Origin of the sequence: Paenibacillus nuruki, assembly GCF_001721045.1 — a bacterium.
Lineage (GTDB): Bacteria > Bacillota > Bacilli > Paenibacillales > Paenibacillaceae > Saccharibacillus > Saccharibacillus nuruki.
This window is the reverse complement of sequence record NZ_MDER01000107.1, coordinates 1-20,014: the sequence shown is the minus strand read 5'-3', so window position 1 is coordinate 20,014 and position 20,014 is coordinate 1. Positions and strand designations below refer to the sequence as shown.

Sequence of the window (20,014 nt, the reverse complement as noted above, 5' to 3'; positions counted from 1 at the left end):
ATAGAGATAAACAATATAATTTAATTGCCGTTTTGCTGATTCTATATGTGTAGAAAAGCAAAGCGGCTTTTTGCTTTAGGCTTCAGGTCGATGAGTAGGTAGAAGATATATTATTTTGCAAAATGTTGAATGAATAGGTTATTAAGTGGAAGAAGGGAAATATTATTCTAATCACATCTAAACATTTATTAGTAGGGATGTGATGATCGATGACAAAATGGAAAATATTCTATTATCGAAATGTCAGCATAAATTACTGGTCGATGCCTCACGGAATCGACCCCAAAAAGTTGTTTGCGAGATTGTACGAATGATAGAAACGCCCAGACCGAAATAACTTGAGATTCCAAGCTATTTCGGTCTGGGCGTTCGATTGTACGGGCTGATACCGCGTATGCCTGACAAACTGGTGGGGCTTTTTTACGTTGAGGAAGCGGAAAGGCTCGTGGAGAGAAGATAGCAGCTCAGATGCTAAAAAGAGGAATTCATGAGGATAGTCGCTTCTCAGCTCCAGATAAGCCCAGCAAGGACATCATCTCTAAGTTGATAGTTCAAGAGAAGAACTATTGGGCTTTTCCTCATCACTTAAAACAAGCTTCTAATATCCGTTTAACCCATCTTCAATATATTCCAATAGATCAGATGAATGATTGCGATATCTTATTTTCATTTTTGCTAAAAGTTCAACAGCTTTCTCGCCTCTAATCTCATCGACTGCACAAGCCACACCTATGAGTTCATCTTCCGCCAAGAGATCCGATTCTGCCGACGGCTGCAATAAAGACTCCAATAGAAACAAACCGTTTTCATTTTTCAGTCCACCAATCACATTGATCAGGACAAGCCGTATACTTTTGATACCGAGCAGATCCTCGATTGTATCTAAAGCATAGCGAGGGTTTCTACGTCCAACCGCGCTAAGAGCTTCTTGTAATTCGTATTCAAAATCATTCGGATCAATACGTCCTAGCTCGGGAGGATGTAATAAAATGTCAATTAAAATATCAAATGAATCATCTCCAAAAGTATCGTAGACATCCGTATGCATTTTAATAAAATCCTCAACAGAATCCATTTTTTGGAATGGGCTAAGTCCGTCGCATAAATGTTTGATACCCGCTACAATTCTATCTCTATCGTTTCTTAGCATACATAATCTCCTTTTAATGTACTATTCTTGCGCTACAAATTTATAAATCGTTCTTGAGGTTTCAGAACCGACCCAATAGCAACACCTGATTCGATTTAGCTAAAGCTTCGACAGATTCAACCAGCGCAGGTTCTGCTACAAATTCACGCTCTTTGATAAGTCTGGTTAACTTTGCAATCCTAGAATCTACTTAAATTTTCGAAGCATCTGCTCCTACTGCAAACTTGCCATTTCCGCTTTTTGAAAATAGGCTGTTATTTAGTGAAAATTCTCCAGCTTTGGATGTAGAGAGTCTAACTTTTCCTCCCACTTCATTCCACATTAATCTTTTGGTAATTTTATTCTGAACTCTTGCTACTGAATTCCTTTCTCTTGAGGTTAATTTTTTATCAATAAGTGTACCTTTTTTTAGTAATCTGATGGCTCTATATTTTGTTTCATCTTCAGGTCTGGTAGAATCTTTATATTTATTATATATCTCAAGTAACGCAGGCTCATCAAAAAAAGCGCCTGTTCCGACATATTGATTTTAACATCAATTTGAAACTCTTTCGTTTCATCAATATCGGTATAGGGGATGCCTTCCAGTGTGAAAAATTCCGAACCTCTATTATTTGAAAGCTCCAGGCTCCACGCCGGTTTCTCAATAGACAGATTTTTCAAAACATCTATAATAAGCATTACAAAAGGTAGAGAGAACGAAACGATGAAAAGCGAAGCACTGATACAAACCACTCAACTGCCACGGAGAAAAAATTCCTGAAACAAGGCGGTTTTTATCGTAGCCAAAAGCGGACTAAGCCGTTATATTCGCCTGCATCATCTCGTTTATAGGCAGCAGGTTGTTCGATCTGTTTATGGCGACAGTGCTATCATTGATCGTCGTATCCACTTGATTACTGCTAAAGTGATTATATTGTTCTCGTCATTCCGAATACTTTGGGTAATAGATACAATAGACTTGTATTCTCTTGCTAAGGAGGGGTGAAATGAATCAAATTGCAGTACAACCTTATTACAAAGTCGAACGCAAAATCGAGCGCAAAAGCGATGGACTGGAACAACAGCATTGGATTGATGAACGGATGCTTATTTTATATCAAGATCGAGTAACGACTCATCGCCGAGAATTTGCTATTTTGGATGTATTTGATATGTCTTATCGTACATTTAGCGATGGTGAAGGTTTCTTTTATTTGCATACGCGTAAAGGTGTATTTTCATATATGATTCGTGAAGATCCTTCTTTGTTTATTCAGGCATTCAAAGAATACGCCAAGCCTAGATTGCACCTCAAGTGAATCGAATGCGAGGTACAAAACGTTGTGAGTCGTTGCTATCAAAAGGATCGATATATATTGTATTTAGCCCTAATCCTCGTTGGGGCTATTTTTATTTTGAGTAGAACTTTGAGATAATAAAGAAATACTGAATAGAAAGAGAGATGAGTAGTATGGATTGGTTACATCCAGAAGTAGCATCACAATGGAGACAAGAAGGTAAAAAGTATGCACATGCTATTAATGAATTTGTACGTATTGGTATAGCAAGTGATTGGCAGGAACCTCAAGACGAACCGGAAGAAGACAAGCGTCCGGTATTGGCATCTGATGTGATGGAAATGATTATAGCGGCTAATCAAGCTGATGATATAGAGCGTCTACATGAACAAGTTCCACCAGCATCTTCACCAATTACGCCTCATTTTGAAGAGCAATTACAACCGGTATGTCCCATCGGATGTATTCAGGATTATGCTATTGTTCAAGCAGGTAATACACGCGAGCATACGAAGTTGTATTTAGCCAACAGCGAGCAATTAATCGAAATTCCTAATATTCTTCGACTAGGTATATCTCCTGACCAGCAATATATAGCCAAAGTCACGGCAGCAGGGATTAGTGTTGTACATAACCCCGATCTTTTATTAAATGGAGATCATACCGCTTATTTTAGCTGGGAACATATTCAACAGACCCTGAAAAAGAAATTATCGCGCTGGGAATCACTCGCTGATAGTATCTATCCGGTTGAGACTTTGATTGATATTATTCCATTTGCCCAAGGAACCAAAGTATTGCTAGTTAGCGGATATGGTATTTATCTAATTGAAGGAGAACAAGCAGTCTTACTATCGCCTGAATTAGCAGAGATCGAATCGTATGGAAAAGAGTATACAACGATATCACTGGATATGGCGCATGGCGCAGTATCATTGGATAGTCGCTGGATTGCTTATGGTAGCCAGATGAGTGAACATTGCTTGTTAGATACATATACGCAGAAAATACACAAATTCGAACCAGCATCCAGTTATCCGCATTACAGTTTATTTGCACAAGACAATCGTAGTGTCTGGTACAATGCCTGTCATTTTTATAATGGAGCAACCATTAAAGTTGATCTTACAGACATTCAACAAGATGAGATCAACGAAGAAGACGAATTACCATTGATGGATCAAGAAATGCGTGTCTATGCAGGAGCTTCATTGCCGTCCGGTAATATTGTAGGCGATGCTTATGGATACTTGCGCTTGATCGATCATGATGGACAAGAAATATGGCGTTATTTTGTAGGAAGTACGATTGTAGGTGTTGTTGTATCTTCTGATGAAAAGTGGTTAATTGTAGGAACGCATGGCGGTATGGCACATTGGATTGATCTACAAAGTGGAGTAAGAGATGAATATACCATTGGAACAGCACCGATAAGTGAAACCAGTCGCTGGATTCTTTGGAAAGATCAAATCCCATTACGCTGGTAATCAAAGTGAAGATGTACAGTATAGAGAAAGGAGTCTATTGATGAGCAATTGGATTGCAGGCGAATTAGAGGTGAATCAAGAACGAGCAATATATCCAGTACTGACGTTAGAAGAAGTATTACAATCTCAATGGTATAGCGATTATTTTACAGAAATTCGGGATATGAATAATGGTTATGTATGGTACTCTTTTCACAATGTTCCTATCTGCTCTAAACTATTTTCGTTAGCATTATGTTTTAAAAATTCAGTATTGGATAGTGTAATTATGAGTATTGACGATGATCAATATGGTACATCATGGGACGATTGGACGGAAGCGAAAGAGTTGCAACGCAAGCAAGAACATGATGCTTTGCTCCGCCAAGAACTAGAACGTGAACCAGATGTTCGGCGCTCTAAGCCCTATCCTTATATCGAATATAAGGTAGCCTATGGCAGCATTAGCTCATCTTATGATCCTCGTTCTGCTAGTTCCTCGATAAGTATTACCTATACGTAATAGAATGGCTATATGTATACAACGCAAAAAACTCTCATACAAGTAAGAGAGCAGGGGAAGTGCTGGATTATAACGCCAGTGCTTCTTCTGTAATGCGTTTGATATCAATCGGAGACAATGATTCTTCATTCACCATATCCGGCAAAATCTCTTCAAGGAAATAATCAACACAATGCAGTTTGATATGCTTGATTTTGACCAGTGCATTACGATACATCACAATAAATTCTTTTTCCGTATTGCCACGTTGTAACTCTGCAAAAGCTTCATACACCTGATCCATTTTATCCGCAACTTCCAAAATCAAACCTTCAACCGATTCATCTTTACCTTCACGTAATTGTTGACGGAATATCGCTTTGAAATCTTCCGGAATATGTTCCTCGATAAAATGCTGTACCATGCCTTCTTCGACTTGTTGGATCAGCTTACGCAGTTCCATCGAAGAGTGCTTCACCGGTGTTTTGATATCTCCAATAAAGATTTCGCCATAATCATGACTACTGGTAATCTCATATAACTTTTTCCAATCGACAGTGACACCATGTTTTTCTTCAATATCTGCTAGTGTTTTGGCATACTGCACCACTTTCCATGAATGAGCAGATACACTGTGTTCTTCAAACTTAAATTTACCCGGGCAACGAATAATGCGTTCTAATTCATTAAGTGATCTAAAATACGCATGAATTCCCATAATATAAGCCATCCTTTAGCTACATCAAAGTAGTAGATTTTGATGAACACTTACATTCATTTCACAAAAAAATGTAAATATTCAGCAAGAGTGTTGATAAGCTAAATTATAATGTTCATATGTTAGTAGGGTATTAACGCAGTATGAAATAAATGGTTATGATCTACAATTTATTTCTCTTTGTACACTGAAATAAGAACAACAGCCGTATCTTCCCCGATATTTTTAACCCGATGAGGGACAGAAGCATTCCAACTAAATGAATCGCCTTCATGCAATTCAAATTGATCTTCACCTTGTTCTGCATAAATCGTTCCTTTAACCACAAGATGAACTTCTTCTCCTTTGTGCGCCATCGGCACTTCTCCTGTCGAAGCTCCTGGAGGAACTTCCACTAACATCATTCGCATATTCGAGGTATGACCTAGATGAGAGACTTTCAGCTGGTCAGGGCCACTTGAAGTCAATTCACGTTCTTCTTTGCGAATCACTTGCATCCGTTCTTCTTGCTGTAACAGTAAATAGCTTAAAGGCACTTGAAGCGTCTGTGCTATATGTTCCAATGTATTGATCGAAGGAGAAGTTTTGTTCGTTTCTACCTGACTCATGAATCCTTGTGATAGTCCGGTTTCTTTACATATTTCTGCAATCGTTATATTTTTACGCTTCCGAATCGAACGAATCATAGCTCCTATATTCATTATATAACCCCGCATTTCTTTACATTATATTATGAGTTATTGTAACAACAAGTAATTAAGTATAGCAACTAAAACCATTGTTTTTTATTAGTTATAGAAATATTTTATTGATAATAATAATATTTTTGTTGACAGTTCTGTTTGTATTGCTTTATAGTTACAAAATAAAAGTTACAGTGTAAAAGTAACTATTAGAACATAAAAGGAGATGTATAATGATGAAAATTAACGTCGTTACAACTATTATGAGAGTCGTATTAGGAATTTTGTTCCTAGCACATGGTATGAGTAAAGTACAAATGGGCTTTGGAAATGTAGCTGGATTTTTTGAAAGTCTAGGCATTCCAGGATTTATGGCTTACGTTGTAGGTACGATCGAAGTGGTTGGCGGTATTATGTTGATTATTGGTTTATTAACACGTTATATCTCAATCGTATTTATTATTATTTTGTTAGGTGCTATTTTTACAGCGAAGTTATCTGCTGGTCTAATGGGCAATGGTCAAATGGCAGGCTACGAATTAGATATCGCTTATATTGTGATTGCGCTCTACCTAGCTGTAGCAAATACAAGAAGCTGGTCAGTAGACGGATTGTTATTTAAAAAGTCGTCAACGAATCGCTAATTGAATGTAGCGTAATCCTCATCTTTATCAAAAACCTCTATGATCATAGCAATATGGTTATAGAGGTTTTTAGCTGTATATAGCTTCTATCCGATATACATAATCTTCGAAAAAAAGGTATACATATTCTTTTTTAAATAAAAAAGAAACCATTTACCCGGCTACAACGTATTATTCAAAAAGTTGCATTTCTTATATGTAAAAAAGATCATTTGAATAACCAAGCAGCTTTTACTCTATTTTGTTCGCCCAAAACGATAGTAGAATATATTCATTTTTTATACTTGGCTAATCATGTTTATATGATATAATTTTTCATGTCGGCAGATTGACAATAAGGAAATATGTAGTATATTTATGGTTTTATAGGAATCACGAATATAAATAGAGTGTGCTAGATCGAAGAATGAATCATATCTTTCTTCATCTGATTTTTTTAAACATACCAGAAAAAAGAGAGAGGGTTGTGCGGTAATGACGTATAGTCATTTGTTTGAAATGAGTACATTTTTAGAAGCATTCGCAACACCTGTAGGCTGGGGCTTTATTTTATCCCTTGTCATTATCGAAGGTCTGCTATCCGCAGATAATGCGTTGGTTCTAGCAGCAATCGTTAACAAATTGCCTGCGCATCAACGTAAAAAAGCATTATTGTATGGTCTATGGGGAGCTTACGTTTTCCGGATCATTGCTATCGGAGTCGGTATTTACCTCGTGCAGATCGCATGGGTCAAATATATCGGTGCGGCTTATCTTCTCTGGATCGCGATCAAACACTTTTGGGATAAATTCAAAAGTAAAGATGGCGATGATGAAGGGGAAGAAGAAGGCGGTTTACAGAAATTACTTGCTAAGACAGGTATGAGCCTTTTTGTTCGTACAATCATTACTGTTGAAATGATGGATATCGCATTCTCTATCGATTCCATTCTAGCAGCATTCGCTGTATCACCTAACCCGTGGATTCTGATTGCGGGTGGACTATTGGGTATCTTGATGATGCGTCTAGTTGCTGGCTTTATCCTGAAATTGATGGATAAAATTCCTGAACTTGAAAATGCAGCATTTATCTTAATCGCTATTATCGGACTTAAAATGATTCTAGATACAGCAGGTATTTACCATATGGGACATGCTACATTCTTTGTTCTTCTGGTTGTTGTATTCGCAATTACATTTGTAATCAACCGTATTCGTGTAAATAAAGCTAAAGTATAATCAAGAACTCCTTTGTCATAACGACAGAGGAGTTTTTTTATTATCTAGATATAAACCGTTTACATTTAGAAATGAACATGCTATTGTACGGATACGGATTGTGACTGATAATGCAGGCAAAACCTAAGTATATGTATCGCCCACACGTATGGGGTGCTACATGTATTTAGGTTTTTTTTCGTTCTCAGTCATGGTATCTGATGAGCAATGAGAAAAGGGGACTTATCATGAAAAAAGAAAAATGGCTCAAAGTGGGAATAGTTAGTCTACTATGTGTATGGATATTAACGGCTTGTACTCAAGCACAACCTCAAGCAGGAACCAAGCAGCAGACGAATTCAGATACACAGGCTACAGTCGCTACGCCTGCACCAAATCAATCGTCTAAAGCTCGAACAGTCATCACTACCGATGGTGAAGTGGATGATATGAACTCGGTCATTCGCTTTTTGCTCTATGCGAATGAAATGGATCTGGAAGGCGTTGTATTAACCAGTTCTATGTATCATTATGCAGGAGACAAACAAGCAGGAATTAAGCCTTTCCGCTGGACAGGAACAAAGTGGGTATCGGATATGACGGATGCTTATGAAGAGATTTATCCGAACTTAAGTCAACAGGCAGAAGGTTATCCTACTCCTGACTATATTCGCAGTGTGACCAAGATCGGTAATATTTCAGATAAAGGCGAAATGAAAAAAGTAACCGAAGGTTCTACATTTCTAGAACAGTTATTTTTAGACGATGATGAGCGTGATCTATATGTACAGACATGGGGTGGAACCAATACGACAGCAAGAGCACTCCAATCGATTGAAGAAAAATATAAAGATACAGCGGAGTGGGCAGATATTCAGAAAAAAGTGAGCGATAAGTTAGTCTTGTATATTATTTTGGATCAAGATGATAGCTATAACAATTATATTGCCAAAAAGTGGCCCAACATTCGTATTATCAATGACCAATCGAATTTCTGGCATTTTGCGTATGCTTGGAAAATGCATACCGATAAAGTAAACGATAAGTTGCAAGGGGCATGGAATGTGGAACATATTCAGAAAGATCATGGTACATTGCTGGATATGTATGCACTGATGAGCGATGGCAAAATGATCAATGGGGAAGTTGCAGAAGAACAACGTGGTAGTGCAGAGTATCTAGCCAAAAATCCACAGTACAAAAAGTACGATTTTATTTCAGAAGGGGATTCTCCTTCATTCTTTTATCTAATCGACAATGGTCTACGTAGTATGGAAGATCCTAGCTATGGAGGATGGGGTGGTCGATTTGGACAAGTAAGTGATACGTTGTACCGCAACACCGTTCTTGATTATGATATCTATACTAAGCAATATGAAGCTGAATATTCATTAATGCGCTGGTTTGATGATATTCAAAATGATTTTGCAGCTCGTGCAGATTGGGCTATAGCGGATCAATATGCAGACGCGAATCATAATCCTACATTAACGATTAAAGAAGGATTAGACCTTACAGCTACGCCGGGACAAGTAATGACGTTACATGCCGAAGGAACAGACCCTGATGGCGATAAATTGACATACCAATGGTGGAGATATTTTGAAGCTGATACGTATCAAGACTTCAAAGGGACCCCAGAAAAAGTAGAACCGAATATGGCAGGCGACCTACAGCTTGGACTTCATCAACAATTAGCGACAGGTGAACAAGTAGATACCATTGCTTTAGCAGGTAAAGATACAAATACGGTAAGCTTCACCGTTCCAACAGATGCCCAATCAGGCGATACGATTCATATCATTGCTGAAGTACAAGATCATGGCAAACATCAACTCAAACATTATCAGCGTGTGATTATTACAGTACAATAAAATGATTTGATCAGTATGACCAAGCCCACGTTTATCGTGGGCTTATTCTGTGCGATAATAGACCTTTCCAGCCGTAATAATATACAGATCAATAATTTAGAATCATTTGCTTGTTTAAATAGCATTAAGTGTATATAACGACTTTAAGATCCTTAATGATAGAAGGAGATGCGGTATGAATGGTGAATTGCATCAACAATTATTGATTACAGCATTAGGCAATGCGTATTTAATACGAGGAACTGATGCTACTCATCCTGAGCTGACCCAACATGAAAGTATACATGTTCAATTTAAGTATCAAGAACAAAGCTGGACATGGATCAAATGGCTAGAGTATTTACGAGAAACAGGGTATCAGCGCTTGATGCTAGTCAGTAGCCCTGCACCATCTTCATCCTGGCAAAGTAGCGGGTTCGCAGGTGGAGGGACGCCGATAGGAATCAGAACGATAGGAACCGCTCTAGATACATTATGGCGACCGAGTTGGCAAGTTCATCGGCTTCCTGCTAAAGTCACATGGGACGTATCCTATACAGCAGAACCTTATGAAGCGAGCAAACAATCACAGCATGCATTTAAGCCATTAAGTGAATATATAGATCATTTACAACATGCACTACAACAAATTTCTGATTTTGCGGAGCAGATAGATCAGAGGTTCTGGCAAGTGAACTTTTTTGATCCCGCTATTGTGATGTTAACGGATGCTACGAATGCTCCTAAGCTTACATTTGAATTACCTGAAGTCTATTCCGAAGAAGCTTATCGATTATTGAACGCTGTATATAAAGCATGGGTATTCGGTGGTATGGGATCATGGAATGACGAGCCAGCAAATAGCGCGCATAGTCGTCAATTAGAGCAATCATACAATCAACTTTCTGCACAGTTATATCATGCACTGTTACAATGTGCTCAAGGTGCTGTTAATTCAGTCGTACTTTAGCTATAAAGGTCAGCACAATTCATTTGAAATCTAAAGGAGAACACAATGGATAAAAAAGCGAAAAAGATTTTACTAGAAACGTATTGGTCAGCGCAAGGATGGAAGCCACGCCCTATTTCTTTTACAGGTGAAGAATTTGAGTATGCCAAAAGCCAAGGAGCGATGTTTGATCGGCTATCGATCACTCATGATGCTATCATTCAAGATATACACCGATGGCATCAAGAAGTGATTACCAAAGAACAAGTGGTTCGCGCCTTTTTACATAGCTTATCTACTCGCCAGACTCATTTTCGTAGTGTCTTATCCAGTTGGGCATTAACACATAACCTTCCACTGCATACGTATGGAGAAAGACGTGCTGTACATGCGAATACGAGCAGTTGTGGAGATTGTAATTTTAATCGACTCATGTCAGATGATCAGTATACAGATGTAGATATCAATGTATTGAATTTTGAACGGATCAAGTGGGGTGGAATTCGTCTGAATCACTTGCTGTATTGCTGGTTGGATCTAAAATTATTTATGGAGCAGGATCATACTGCCATCACTGTGACCCCGGAGGATATAGCTATACTACAGCAAATGATACAAGCGATAGAGGAATGTAATGAAGATGAAGGTGCACGCAAATTAGAAAAGCGCTGGAAAGACCTTTTTCCTGCTAATAAACATGAACGTGATGTGATACTGGAAATATGGGGTTATGCAGGGTTGTTGGTTCCTTTAGATATACCACGCAAATTACGCGGAGGTTCTGGCGACTTTAATTCGGTGGCTATATGGCAAGGTGAAGATCGGTACTCTTCCTCTATGCTCCATTATTATTTTGGAACGTATTTATAAGCGAATAAAGTATGAACCTTATCATCCACTGATTGGAAGAGACAAAGGAGGAATAGCTGTATGAAAGCCGATCCAGACCAGATACATAAGCAAAAAGTTATCGCAGAAGTGGAACAACGTTCACTAACTTCTGTCATGAATCATACGAGATGGAATGAGCTCAAAGAAGCGATCTATCTTGAACTACGTTTTCCTCCTGCTTTTCAGAACAAGTATGTTTTAGAAGCAGAACCTTATCCATTAGTGTTCGAGCAAGATGTATTTTATCTAGGGGACTGGGAAAGTCTGAGTACAGCCTGGTACAATATCGAATGGGTAAGAGTAAAGCCACGTTTGCTTGAACATACAGGAAAGTATACCGAACCGACTCTGTTAAATATTGAAGCAGAATGGGTCAATCTATTACAACGACTACGTATCCCTTATCTGAAAAAAGAACAGGATTACTGGATATACGGGTATGCCACAGCCACAGAATTTGAACAACTAGGATATTAAGATGAGGTGAACATCTATGTACAGTCAGATTCGTGAAGGTGTTATTGAAGTGACAAAAGAATTGACTCCAGCAGAAATAAAAGAACTCTGTGACATGCCTGAACTACGTATTGTTCAATATAATCATCCACTTGGTGCAAATACGTATACCTATCTAAATGATCTATTATTTGCAAAGCGCTCCGATGTGACTTTGCGAATATATGGATTTTATGATGAAGTATACGATCTTGAATGTCTGGAACATATGCCTGCTGTAACAAAGCTATCTATTGAATGTGCAGGAGAGATTGCTCATCTTCAGTCGATAGCTACACTTCAACAATTAAAGGAGTTCAGTCTACAGTGTGAACAAATCGATAGCTTTGATCTATTGTCGCAGATTCCTGCCCATCTTCAGTCATTAGAACTTGGCTCCACATCCTCCAAAAAGCCTGATCTGGAGGTGTTAGCACGATTTGAACAGCTAACTTACCTGTCGATAGACGGTCATCACAAGCATATCGAAGTAATCGGTCAATTAAGAACATTAGAACAACTGGTATTGCAATCGATTTCTGTATCTGATTTGGATTTTCTAGCAGACTTGAAGTCATTATGGTCGCTTCATCTTCATTTTGGAGGTACTCGTCAGCTTGAAGCCCTTGCTCGTCTACAGCATATTAAATACCTGCGCCTGTCTCAAATTAAAGGATTAGATGATATCCATTTCATTTCTGCTATGCAAGGCTTGCAATACTTGTATTTAGAAGCTTTGCCTCATATCACAACATTACCTGCTCTGGATGAACTACACAGTTTACGAAAAATTGAATTGATCGGCATGAAAGGGTTAAAAGATATTCAATCATTAGAATATGCGCCTGCACTGATCGAATTTATTCATCGGGAAGCTTGGGAAATGGCACCAGAAGCGTATGAACCCTTAATGAGAAATCCTTCAGTGAAGCGAGCATATGCTCATTTGAAAAACGCTAAAAAAATGAATACATTTCAGCATTTATTACACCATTATCACAAAAAGAATACACTGGAAGAACGCGATCACCATCATGAACATTGGTGGTTTGAATTTCCATATGAGAATTAATAGATCAGGATGCAATCTGTTGTAGACTTTTGCAATCGGATTACTCTTGTACAGCTTGCATCAACTGAACTATTTTACGAGTGGTATTTACATTGCGAATGGTCATCAATGGATAGAGTTTGGAACTTACTAATTTATTCATTTGACTCTGGGTAGCATCTTCACGGCTAACAGCAAATAGAATCGCTCCCGGAATATAGATCAGTGTGCCTATACCAGCTTTGAGAGGAAGCTTTTCTATGATCGATTCGTTATCAATCTCGTCCCAGAGAAAAAAGACATCGCTTTTCATCTGATCATCGTTGCTCCAAGATTCCGGTATTTGTGATAGAACGGTCTGCATTTGCTGCATATCTCGAATCATAACTTTGATCTGTAAATTAAAGTCTGTGGTTATAGCTTGCTCTAGAATAGAGGATAGTTCACTATGCGTGAGAGTAGAGTGGGAGAATATAATATTGCCTGAATTGATATAAGTAGTTACATGACGCATACCTGCTTGTTCAAATGTAGATTGGAGTGCTTTCATATTGATCTTGTTGTTACCACCTACATTAATACCACGTAGTAAAGCAATATAGATCATACATTCTACCTCTTTCGTATCAGAAATGATAATGATGTATGTATAGTGTAACGTGTTATCTCAAGGTTACAAGAGAATATTTATTCAAGTCAAAAAGGCTGTACTTCCTTTGATAAAGGAGTACAGCCTTTTTTGTTGTATCCAGATATTAAGCGGGTAATTGTGCTAATGGTGCCGATGATGATTGTGATGCTACTACTTTAGACGAGATCGGTGTAGGGGCTACCGCATGATCACTTTCAGATATTAATGTATTCAGACTTACGATCAGTTGTTCCAACTCACCAAAGCTAGACACCATATTCTGAGTCAGTTGATGCTGTTCTTCCATACTGGCTAGAATTTCTTCTGTAGCTGCACTAGATTGCTCGGTAAGGCTTGAGATTTCGCTAACTTCTCCGACCACTTTAGTAGATGATTGCTTCATGGTTACTGAACTATTTTCAATATCAGTAGCTTGAGTCAGTACTTGTTGAGAATTGGTATTCACATGACGGAATACTTCTGCGGCTGTCTGCACTGCATTGCGACCTTCTTGAAGTGAACTACGAATATGATCAAATCGCTCGGTTAGTGTCTTGGTACGATCTTGTAAGCTTGATAAAATAGAAGCAATATCGGTTGCAGATTGTCCGGAGTGTTCAGCTAGCTTACGCACTTCATCCGAAACCACAGCAAATCCTTTACCATGTTCACCTGCACGTGCCGATTCAATTGCTGCATTTAGAGCTAGCAAATTGGTTTGACGAGCGATATCAGAAATTCCATTTAAAATCACAGTCATAGATGCACTTTCTTCACTGAATTTTTTCATATCTTCAGCCGTGGTATCTACTTTCTCATACAGATCAACCATCTGTGTATTAAGATGCTCCATTGTGGTGCTACCTGTCGCTGTACGAGTCGCCATATGAGCAGATACTTCTTTCATCTGTAACGAATAAGAAGCAACATCTTGAATATGTTGATCTGAAATAGCCAGCGATTCAGAGATTTCAGCGACATTGGTAGCTTGAAATTCTACACCTTTAGCTACTTCATTGAATCCCATTGTGACTTCGTTAGTGATTGAACCTGTACTGATTACTTTTTGCTTAAATTGATCTGTAAATACAGTCAGACCGTTAACGGCTTCTTTGACATGTTGTAGCATATTTTCTACTTTGGTCTGTGATTGTTCGACTTCATTACGGCGTTGTTCACTCGCTGTAAATAGCTTTTTGTTCATACGAGAAACTGTGATCAAAATAATACCTGTAACAATAAACATCGTAATATTGATAATATCGTTGAAGAATACCATAGGATCAGCTTGCGTACCTGTGACTAATTTGATGATGTAATACAATAATAAAGCGCCAAATGAAATATTATAATGTTTACTATTTGGATATAACAATAGTGGAGCAGTGACTAGAATACCTTGCACTGTACTTACAGAATCACGGCTAACATAAATGCCACTTGCGATGACGGCAACCGTGACTACCCAGGGAATAATATGAATTCCTTTTTTAGTTAAGTTGGCGACTGTAATCAAGCCAGTCACTAGAACAGATAATAATGTAGAAAATAGTAAATCCGGTACAAGTACGGTTAATGCTGCGCTGATCGCTGTAATAGCCCACAACATATAACTTACTAATTTGTTTCTCTGCCAAATAATCTCATCATTGCGAGTCATCTATACCCATCCTTTATGATTGTATATGTAGCGACTATAGTACTATTTAATAAAAAGGTACACTACTTTTATGTATGAAAATTAGTATTTATGTATACTTTTTGATTATATTTATAGTTCAAAAGTTCTACTACTAACAGTATATCGGAACTTAAGATACAAACTTAAATAGCTAAGATGAAAAAAATAAGAAAAACAAAAAAATACCTCTCATCCTGCTAAATTCAGCACAGATAAAAGGTAGATATACATATGAAGTTGATTAGGAATGGGTTGAAGAACGAAGACGCTCTGCTTTTTGCATAAAAGCTTTTTGTTTGGCGGAATTGCCACAGAGTAAATACAATACCTGATCACGTTGATAATCTTCTAAGGACTGAAGCTGAGTATCCCATGCAAGAATAAGCTCATCTTTCTCCAGAATATCCCCCCAGCCTTTGATCGGTTTAGCCGATTCACTACTAGCTAACAGCACAGACATTAATGTAGGTACAAATGAGGCATCCATCCCATGAGCTTCTACTAGAGCGGCTGGATAATGATCTTGGGCAGATTGATGTTCTGTATCCACCAGTTTCATATAACGGATAAGCAGAGGAAAATAATCGGTACTGTATAGCCCTAGACCTAATATCGCATACGTTCCAGGCATCATCGATTTCTCGCCAGCTTCAACATCGTTATACCATGCGAATTCTTGCAAAGCCAATTCACCATACTCCGCAATCAAGGGATGCAATTCTTTATACTGCAAAGCATTAGCGAAAAAGCGATGTAATGCAGACTTAGCTAATCCTTTAATAGGTAAAAAGTTCTTTTGTTTACTGCTGAACTTCAGTACATATTCACGTGGGAAATCGGCACGCAAAAGATCGCAGATATAGGTCAGAGCTTCACGATAATGTGGTTCATCTTCAGCAGTAAGCTTAATCTGTATCATTTGCAAAATGTCATTAGCTTTACCATGAAAAAGGTCGGTTTTGCGTTCACTTTCTATCGTGCCACTGCCTTGACGAAGGTAACGTTGAGCTTGTTCTGAATGTAATTGAACAGCATATTCTAGATATGTTTTCCGTTGTTCGGCATCCTGTTTACCAATACGTAAAGCAGCATAAATAAACAATGCTAATTCTTTTTCATTTATCGTAGGAAGACTTTCTACTGATTTGAGATGTAATGTGGTGTTATATTCACTTTCAGCATCAAAATAGGTAGGTAAAAAGATTTCATTTGCCCAAAAACGTAAAGCCATCGTAGATGTAGACTGCCAATCACTGTACAGACTTCTAAAATTAAATAATTTCAGATCAAGCTGCTCAAATAAAGAAGAAACACGTTCTACATCGGTAGGGATAATATCTTTATTCAACATTAATTTGGCAAAGAAAAATAAATCTTTTTCTTTAGGTAATACAGGCAGATCCGAAGTTACTTTATCGGTTATAAAATGATCCAGTGCTTGTTGTAATGTTGTTAATTTGGATGTGTTGATCCATTGCTCATTATGTATATACAATTGCTCGGCTTGTTCATTTTCAAATTCAAACCAAAGCTCAAAACGATAATCAAAAAAGTGACTTCCATATTCATCGGACATAAATAACGTATACAGGCGTTGTTGCAGAGCAGGAGCATATTCTTCTTGGAATAGAGTAGCAGATAGTTCATCGATAGAGACTTCACTTTCCCATGTATAGGCTGAATCGCTCCAAGAAAAAGGTTCTTCAATCTCTACAAAAAAGGAGCCTTGCTTATAGCTTGCTGTTCCTTTGCGGTAACCAACTTTGAGATAATCACGTAATCCTGCTTGTAATGAATGGTATGATTTGAATGCATCGATACGTTCTTTTTCCTTCAGATATAATGACTCGATCTGTGACCATGTTTCGGATAATAAAAGTTCAATATGTGGATTCAAAGTATAACCTCCTTGATTAATCACTGATTATGATTTGCTTATTATACCATGTACCGTTTGAATGATCTTATGGCTCTCATGAATACAAAAGAAAAAGGTCTCTATGAGATATAGAGACCTTTTATGGTACTGCTTATATTACTATGCCATTAAAATGATGTCGTTTTCGGTTCAAAAACAAGATCGCTAGTATCTGCTTCATCACGGATCGCACCGACAATTTTTTCTAAAATGTCTTCCATCGTCACTAGACCTACAGTATGACCGGATGGATCTATAGCAATCGCCATATGCACACGGCTTTGTTGCATTTTGATCAATACGTCTTTCACTGAAGAAGTCGATGGAAAATGGGGCATTTTATGAATAAAGTCAGCGACTTTGTAATCACGACCTGCGGCTACAGCCGTTAATAATTCTTTGGTATTGATAAATCCGATAAAATGATCGGGTTCGTCTAAGTCGATCACAGGATAACGAGTGTACTCATATTCATCCAGTATCTCAATAATACCTGCAAGTGGCATTTCTTTCGCCAGCGTAGCAATTTGAGCTTTAGGGATCATAATTTCTTCTAATGTACGCTCATCAAATGTAAATATATTTTGCAAATAACTAAGCTCGGTTTTGTTAATTTCGCCACTCTCGTAACTCTGATCCACAATCCAGCGTAATTCTTCTTCAGAATATACAGAATCATGACCGGCAGGCTTAATGCCAAAGATACGTAGCAATAAAGTTGCCGAACTATTCAGAATATAGATAAATGGATACATAATTTTACCAAACCAGTACAGTGGAGGTGCCAACAATAATGTCATTTTCTCCGCAAATTGAATTGCTAATGTTTTGGGTGCCAATTCACCGATAACAACATGCAAGAATGTAATAATAGATAATGCAATTACATACGAGAGCACAGTAGATAGCGCAGCAGGTACATTCAATTGATCAAATAACGGATGCAATATTTTTTCAACTGTCGGTTCACCGAGCGCCCCTAAGACTAGCGCTGTAATCGTAATCCCCAACTGACAGGCAGACAAATAATAATCAAGTTCATGGGCTACTTTTTTCGCCAGTACTGCTTTTTTGTTACCATCGGCGATCAATTGATCAATTCGAGACATTCTGACTTTCAAAATAGCAAATTCTGCTCCTACAAAAAAAGCAGTTAAGCCAATAAATACAGCTACTAAAAATAAATTTAAACCAATTGTTCCGTCCAATGATTTCCCTCAGATGAGGGATTCACCTCCGCGTGATTATAATTTTGTGAATATACGATATACTACCGATCTGATTATATTTTATTTAGTCGTACTTGCTTGATCTGTAAGTGGTCTTTCTCTGTAACCGTCCAGACAGATTCGTCTTCTTCTAATTGTTCACCGACTTGCACATCGGTTCCTTTATAATGCTGAATCCAACCGCCTATCGTATCAATCTCTTCATCATTTTCAAAGGTCATACCGAATTGCTTCTCTAACTCATCCAATAATGTACGTCCATTGATCAGATATTGATGGTCATCGATCTGTTGAATATCAGCGACTTCATCATCATCAAATTCATCGCGAATCTCGCCAACCAGTTCTTCCAATACATCTTCCATTGTAATCACACCGGAAGTACCACCATATTCATCAATAACGAGCGCCATATGCACACGTTCTTTTTGCATCCGAATCATCGCATCTTGAATAGGGGTTGCTTCTTGTACCGAAGGAAGAGTGCGTACAAACTGTTGCAATTGATGTTCTCGACCTGCCACGATATGAGGCAACATTTTTTTGACATTAACTACACCTAAGATCACGTCTTTATCACCGGATTCTGTCACCGGGTAACGAGTATAATAATTTTCATCCAGCGTCGCAATAATCTGTTCTTCTGTCATATTAAGATCAAGTGTAACCAGAGCAGTACGAGGAACCATAATATCGCGGGTTACCCGTTCGTCAAATGAAAACACATTTTCCATATAATCTAGCTTAGTCTGATTGATCTCGCCGCCTTGAAAACTCTGAGTCATAATAATCTTCAATTCACTTTCAGAATAGATATCTTCATGTCCAGCAGGCTTGACACCAACCGAACGAAGCAATACGCGTGAAGTACCATTCAAAGCCCAAATAAAAGGGTTCATAATTTTACCGAACCAGTAAAGAGAAGGAGCAAGCATTAACGTCAATTTTTCCGAAAATTGAATCGCCAACGTTTTGGGAGCCATTTCTCCAATAACGACATGTAAAAAGGTGACTAAAGCAAAAGCAATCGCATACGAAGCAATTGAAGCTGTTGCAGCAGAAACATTTAATAGATCAAACACAGGATACATTAACCGTTCTACAGCAGGTTTACCGATCGCTCCAAGTCCAAGTGCTGTTACTGTAATCCCCAACTGACAAGCAGAAAGGTAATAGTCTAGATCGCTTGCTACTTTTTTAGCTAAATGAGCTTTTTTGTTACCTTCTGCGATCAATTGATCGATTCGAGACATTCGAATTTTGACTACAGCAAATTCAGATGCAACAAAAAACGCAGTTAACACAATTAAAACAGCAAGTATAAGTAAATTAATGATCGTAATAATGTCCAATTATTTCCCTTAAAAAAGGGATTCACCTCCAAAAGTATAAAAAGCCTTATTCATTTGTGTTGAGCTAGCTATCCGTATAGAACAGGTAGTCTATCGAGAATATTCATTACAGCATCACTTGGCTTTAATTGAGTAACTTGATCCATTTGCAATATCGCCTTCCCAATTGGACTACCCCCTCTCTTGTTATATTCCTATGATTATATCATGTTCTTACCTCAAGCATACAGTAGCAGGTAATGGTTCTTATTTTGTCCACATTTCTGGTGATTATTGCAAAAAAGACCTCTTTACGAAAAAGAGGTCTTTGTCTATAAAATATGA

Annotated in this window: 19 protein-coding genes; 10 read left to right on the top strand and 9 right to left on the bottom strand. The window is 38.0% G+C overall.

Annotated elements, in window-relative coordinates; genetic code table 11:
* Nucleotides 1–598: 598 nt before the first annotated feature.
* Both PTI45_RS23330 and PTI45_RS23325 read right to left on the bottom strand, forming a co-directional pair.
* On the bottom strand, nucleotides 599–1,150 hold the full coding sequence (locus PTI45_RS23330) for a hypothetical protein (protein WP_069329986.1): 552 nt from the start codon (nucleotides 1,148–1,150) through the stop codon (nucleotides 599–601).
* Between the two features lie 408 nt (nucleotides 1,151–1,558).
* On the bottom strand, nucleotides 1,559–1,831 hold the full coding sequence (locus PTI45_RS23325) for a hypothetical protein (RefSeq protein ID WP_139129325.1): 273 nt from the start codon (nucleotides 1,829–1,831) through the stop codon (nucleotides 1,559–1,561).
* A 308-nt stretch (nucleotides 1,832–2,139) separates the two neighbouring features.
* Here PTI45_RS23325 and PTI45_RS23320 point away from each other — a divergent pair, with 308 nt between their 5' ends.
* From PTI45_RS23320 to PTI45_RS23310, 3 genes are all read left to right on the top strand, one after another.
* Nucleotides 2,140–2,451, top strand: a complete 312-nt coding sequence (locus PTI45_RS23320) for a hypothetical protein (protein WP_069329984.1) — start codon at nucleotides 2,140–2,142, stop codon at nucleotides 2,449–2,451.
* A 152-nt stretch (nucleotides 2,452–2,603) separates the two neighbouring features.
* On the top strand, nucleotides 2,604–3,917 hold the full coding sequence (locus PTI45_RS23315; protein ID WP_069329983.1) for a WD40 repeat domain-containing protein: 1,314 nt from the start codon (nucleotides 2,604–2,606) through the stop codon (nucleotides 3,915–3,917).
* A 40-nt stretch (nucleotides 3,918–3,957) separates the two neighbouring features.
* Nucleotides 3,958–4,419, top strand: coding sequence for a hypothetical protein (locus PTI45_RS23310; protein ID WP_069329982.1), 462 nt, complete (start codon nucleotides 3,958–3,960; stop codon nucleotides 4,417–4,419).
* A 67-nt stretch (nucleotides 4,420–4,486) separates the two neighbouring features.
* Here PTI45_RS23310 and PTI45_RS23305 read toward each other — a convergent pair whose 3' ends face one another.
* Both PTI45_RS23305 and PTI45_RS23300 read right to left on the bottom strand, forming a co-directional pair.
* Nucleotides 4,487–5,116 carry a YfbR-like 5'-deoxynucleotidase gene (locus tag PTI45_RS23305; RefSeq protein ID WP_069329981.1) on the bottom strand — a complete coding sequence of 210 codons (630 nt, stop codon included), beginning with the start codon at nucleotides 5,114–5,116 and terminating at the stop codon, nucleotides 4,487–4,489.
* Between the two features lie 170 nt (nucleotides 5,117–5,286).
* Nucleotides 5,287–5,817 carry a helix-turn-helix domain-containing protein gene (locus tag PTI45_RS23300; RefSeq protein ID WP_069329980.1) on the bottom strand — a complete coding sequence of 177 codons (531 nt, stop codon included), beginning with the start codon at nucleotides 5,815–5,817 and terminating at the stop codon, nucleotides 5,287–5,289.
* 215 nt (nucleotides 5,818–6,032) lie between these two features.
* Between PTI45_RS23300 and PTI45_RS23295 the strand changes: the two genes are divergently transcribed.
* From PTI45_RS23295 to PTI45_RS23265, 7 genes are all read left to right on the top strand, one after another.
* The gene (locus PTI45_RS23295) at nucleotides 6,033–6,443 is read left to right on the top strand and encodes a DoxX family protein (RefSeq protein WP_069329979.1); all 411 of its coding nucleotides are present in this window, start codon (nucleotides 6,033–6,035) and stop codon (nucleotides 6,441–6,443) included.
* Between the two features lie 474 nt (nucleotides 6,444–6,917).
* Entirely contained in the window at nucleotides 6,918–7,661 is a 744-nt protein-coding gene (locus PTI45_RS23290; RefSeq protein ID WP_069329978.1) for a TerC family protein, read from the top strand.
* 227 nt (nucleotides 7,662–7,888) lie between these two features.
* Complete coding sequence (locus PTI45_RS23285; RefSeq protein WP_069329977.1) at nucleotides 7,889–9,514, top strand: DUF1593 domain-containing protein; 1,626 nt, start codon at nucleotides 7,889–7,891, stop codon at nucleotides 9,512–9,514.
* 175 nt (nucleotides 9,515–9,689) lie between these two features.
* The gene (locus tag PTI45_RS23280) at nucleotides 9,690–10,463 is read left to right on the top strand and encodes a hypothetical protein (protein WP_069329976.1); all 774 of its coding nucleotides are present in this window, start codon (nucleotides 9,690–9,692) and stop codon (nucleotides 10,461–10,463) included.
* A 45-nt stretch (nucleotides 10,464–10,508) separates the two neighbouring features.
* Nucleotides 10,509–11,312 carry a hypothetical protein gene (locus PTI45_RS23275; protein ID WP_069329975.1) on the top strand — a complete coding sequence of 268 codons (804 nt, stop codon included), beginning with the start codon at nucleotides 10,509–10,511 and terminating at the stop codon, nucleotides 11,310–11,312.
* 60 nt (nucleotides 11,313–11,372) lie between these two features.
* Nucleotides 11,373–11,810 carry a DUF6678 family protein gene (locus PTI45_RS23270; protein WP_069329974.1) on the top strand — a complete coding sequence of 146 codons (438 nt, stop codon included), beginning with the start codon at nucleotides 11,373–11,375 and terminating at the stop codon, nucleotides 11,808–11,810.
* Between the two features lie 16 nt (nucleotides 11,811–11,826).
* Entirely contained in the window at nucleotides 11,827–12,900 is a 1,074-nt protein-coding gene (locus PTI45_RS23265) for a leucine-rich repeat domain-containing protein (protein ID WP_069329973.1), read from the top strand.
* A gap of 40 nt (nucleotides 12,901–12,940) precedes the next feature.
* Here PTI45_RS23265 and PTI45_RS23260 read toward each other — a convergent pair whose 3' ends face one another.
* From PTI45_RS23260 to PTI45_RS23240, 5 genes are all read right to left on the bottom strand, one after another.
* Nucleotides 12,941–13,486, bottom strand: a complete 546-nt coding sequence (locus PTI45_RS23260; protein WP_069329972.1) for a DUF1697 domain-containing protein — start codon at nucleotides 13,484–13,486, stop codon at nucleotides 12,941–12,943.
* Nucleotides 13,487–13,634: 148 nt separating this feature from the next.
* Nucleotides 13,635–15,170, bottom strand: coding sequence for a methyl-accepting chemotaxis protein (locus PTI45_RS23255; RefSeq protein ID WP_069329971.1), 1,536 nt, complete (start codon nucleotides 15,168–15,170; stop codon nucleotides 13,635–13,637).
* Between the two features lie 262 nt (nucleotides 15,171–15,432).
* A complete protein-coding gene (locus tag PTI45_RS23250) occupies nucleotides 15,433–17,088 on the bottom strand; it encodes a DUF6138 family protein (RefSeq protein ID WP_069329970.1) in 1,656 nt (551 codons plus the stop codon).
* Nucleotides 17,089–17,237: 149 nt separating this feature from the next.
* Entirely contained in the window at nucleotides 17,238–18,317 is a 1,080-nt protein-coding gene (locus PTI45_RS23245; RefSeq protein ID WP_069329969.1) for a hemolysin family protein, read from the bottom strand.
* Between the two features lie 74 nt (nucleotides 18,318–18,391).
* A complete protein-coding gene (locus PTI45_RS23240; protein ID WP_069329968.1) occupies nucleotides 18,392–19,690 on the bottom strand; it encodes a hemolysin family protein in 1,299 nt (432 codons plus the stop codon).
* Nucleotides 19,691–20,014 lie beyond the last annotated feature (324 nt).

Coding starts and splice junctions, on each gene's coding strand:
- PTI45_RS23270 (WP_069329974.1), top strand. CDS start 11,373: ATGAAAGCCGATCCAGACCAGATACATAAGCAAAAAGTTATCGCAGAA.
- PTI45_RS23285 (WP_069329977.1), top strand. CDS start 7,889: ATGAAAAAAGAAAAATGGCTCAAAGTGGGAATAGTTAGTCTACTATGT.
- PTI45_RS23325 (WP_139129325.1), bottom strand. CDS start 1,831: ATGCTTATTATAGATGTTTTGAAAAATCTGTCTATTGAGAAACCGGCG.
- PTI45_RS23275 (WP_069329975.1), top strand. CDS start 10,509: ATGGATAAAAAAGCGAAAAAGATTTTACTAGAAACGTATTGGTCAGCG.
- PTI45_RS23310 (WP_069329982.1), top strand. CDS start 3,958: ATGAGCAATTGGATTGCAGGCGAATTAGAGGTGAATCAAGAACGAGCA.
- PTI45_RS23330 (WP_069329986.1), bottom strand. CDS start 1,150: ATGCTAAGAAACGATAGAGATAGAATTGTAGCGGGTATCAAACATTTA.
- PTI45_RS23320 (WP_069329984.1), top strand. CDS start 2,140: ATGAATCAAATTGCAGTACAACCTTATTACAAAGTCGAACGCAAAATC.
- PTI45_RS23290 (WP_069329978.1), top strand. CDS start 6,918: ATGACGTATAGTCATTTGTTTGAAATGAGTACATTTTTAGAAGCATTC.
- PTI45_RS23300 (WP_069329980.1), bottom strand. CDS start 5,817: ATGAATATAGGAGCTATGATTCGTTCGATTCGGAAGCGTAAAAATATA.
- PTI45_RS23255 (WP_069329971.1), bottom strand. CDS start 15,170: ATGACTCGCAATGATGAGATTATTTGGCAGAGAAACAAATTAGTAAGT.
- PTI45_RS23260 (WP_069329972.1), bottom strand. CDS start 13,486: ATGATCTATATTGCTTTACTACGTGGTATTAATGTAGGTGGTAACAAC.
- PTI45_RS23295 (WP_069329979.1), top strand. CDS start 6,033: ATGATGAAAATTAACGTCGTTACAACTATTATGAGAGTCGTATTAGGA.
- PTI45_RS23265 (WP_069329973.1), top strand. CDS start 11,827: ATGTACAGTCAGATTCGTGAAGGTGTTATTGAAGTGACAAAAGAATTG.
- PTI45_RS23315 (WP_069329983.1), top strand. CDS start 2,604: ATGGATTGGTTACATCCAGAAGTAGCATCACAATGGAGACAAGAAGGT.
- PTI45_RS23305 (WP_069329981.1), bottom strand. CDS start 5,116: ATGGGAATTCATGCGTATTTTAGATCACTTAATGAATTAGAACGCATT.
- PTI45_RS23280 (WP_069329976.1), top strand. CDS start 9,690: ATGAATGGTGAATTGCATCAACAATTATTGATTACAGCATTAGGCAAT.